1 protein-coding gene is annotated in these 1,054 nt (G+C 66.3%); it reads left to right on the forward strand.

Annotated elements, in window-relative coordinates; translation table 11 throughout:
- Positions 1-80 precede the first annotated feature (80 nt).
- Positions 81-1,038 (forward strand): IS630 family transposase gene (locus A5481_RS33015; protein ID WP_156311848.1). Its coding sequence is split into 2 segments (ribosomal slippage): positions 81-431 and positions 433-1,038, totalling 957 coding nucleotides; the frame shifts between segments, so codons are not numbered across the junction.
- The last annotated feature ends 16 nt before the right edge of the window (positions 1,039-1,054 follow it).

Consider the following 1,054-nt stretch of genomic DNA (forward strand, 5'->3'; position numbering starts at 1 on the left):
CTAGAGCGTCGTGTCTGAAATTGGAATCGGGGGTTGTAGAGGCGGGCATGGCCTGATTGCCTCCAGCTTGGAGGTGGATCATGGGCGAATGCTACTCGCTGGACCTTCGTGAGCGGATCACCCGATTTGTCGAGGAAGGCCACTCACGGCGCGAGGCAGCGCGCCGGTTTGCCGTCAGCGCCAGTTGCGCGGTCAAGCTGGCGCAGCGCCAAGCTCGAACCGGGTCGGTGGCGCCCGCCCGTCAGGGGCGGCCCAAGGGCGGCGGCAAATTGGCTCCGGTGGCCGATTTCCTGATCGCAGCGGTCGAGGCCACGCCCGACATCACCCTGCCGGAACTGGCCGAGACCCTGCTGGCCGAGCGCGGCGTCACGGTCACGCCGGGCGCGCTGTCGCGCTTCCTCTGCCAGCGCGGCTTCACGTATAAAAAAAGCCCTGATGGCCGCCGAGCGCGGACGCGCGCCCATCCCTGAGGATCGCCACGAGTGGCGCAGCAAGCGCCAGCCGCTGATGCGGGCGGCCTGTCACCGCCTCGTCTTCCTCGACGAGACCGCCGTCACCACCAAGATGACCCGCCTGCGCGGGCGCAGCCGCAAGGGGAAACGGCTGCACGCCAAGGCCCCCTTCGGCCACTGGGGCACGCAGACCTTCATCGCCGGTCTGCGCTGCGACCGGCTGAGTGCGCCTTGGGTGATCGATAAGGCGATGAACCGAGCGGCCTTCGAGACCTACGTCGAAACCCAACTCGCCCCGACCTTGAACAAGGGCGACGTCGTCATCCTCGACAATCTCTCCGTCCACAAGAGCCCCAAGGCCGCCGCCTGCCTGAGGCAGCGCGGCGCCTGGTTCCTGTTCCTGCCGCCCTACTCGCCCGACCTCAATCCGATCGAGGAAGCCTTCGCCAAGCTCAAGGCCCACCTGCGCAAGGCCAAGGCACGCACCTTCGACGCACTCTGGCGTGCCATCGGCGACATCTGTGGCTTGTTCGAGCCCCAGGAGTGCCGCAACTTCCTCAAGGCAAAAGGATATGCGTCCGATTAAAGGTTCGATGCTCTAG

It is taken from the genome of Methylobacterium platani (genome assembly GCF_001653715.1).
Lineage (GTDB): Bacteria > Pseudomonadota > Alphaproteobacteria > Rhizobiales > Beijerinckiaceae > Methylobacterium > Methylobacterium platani.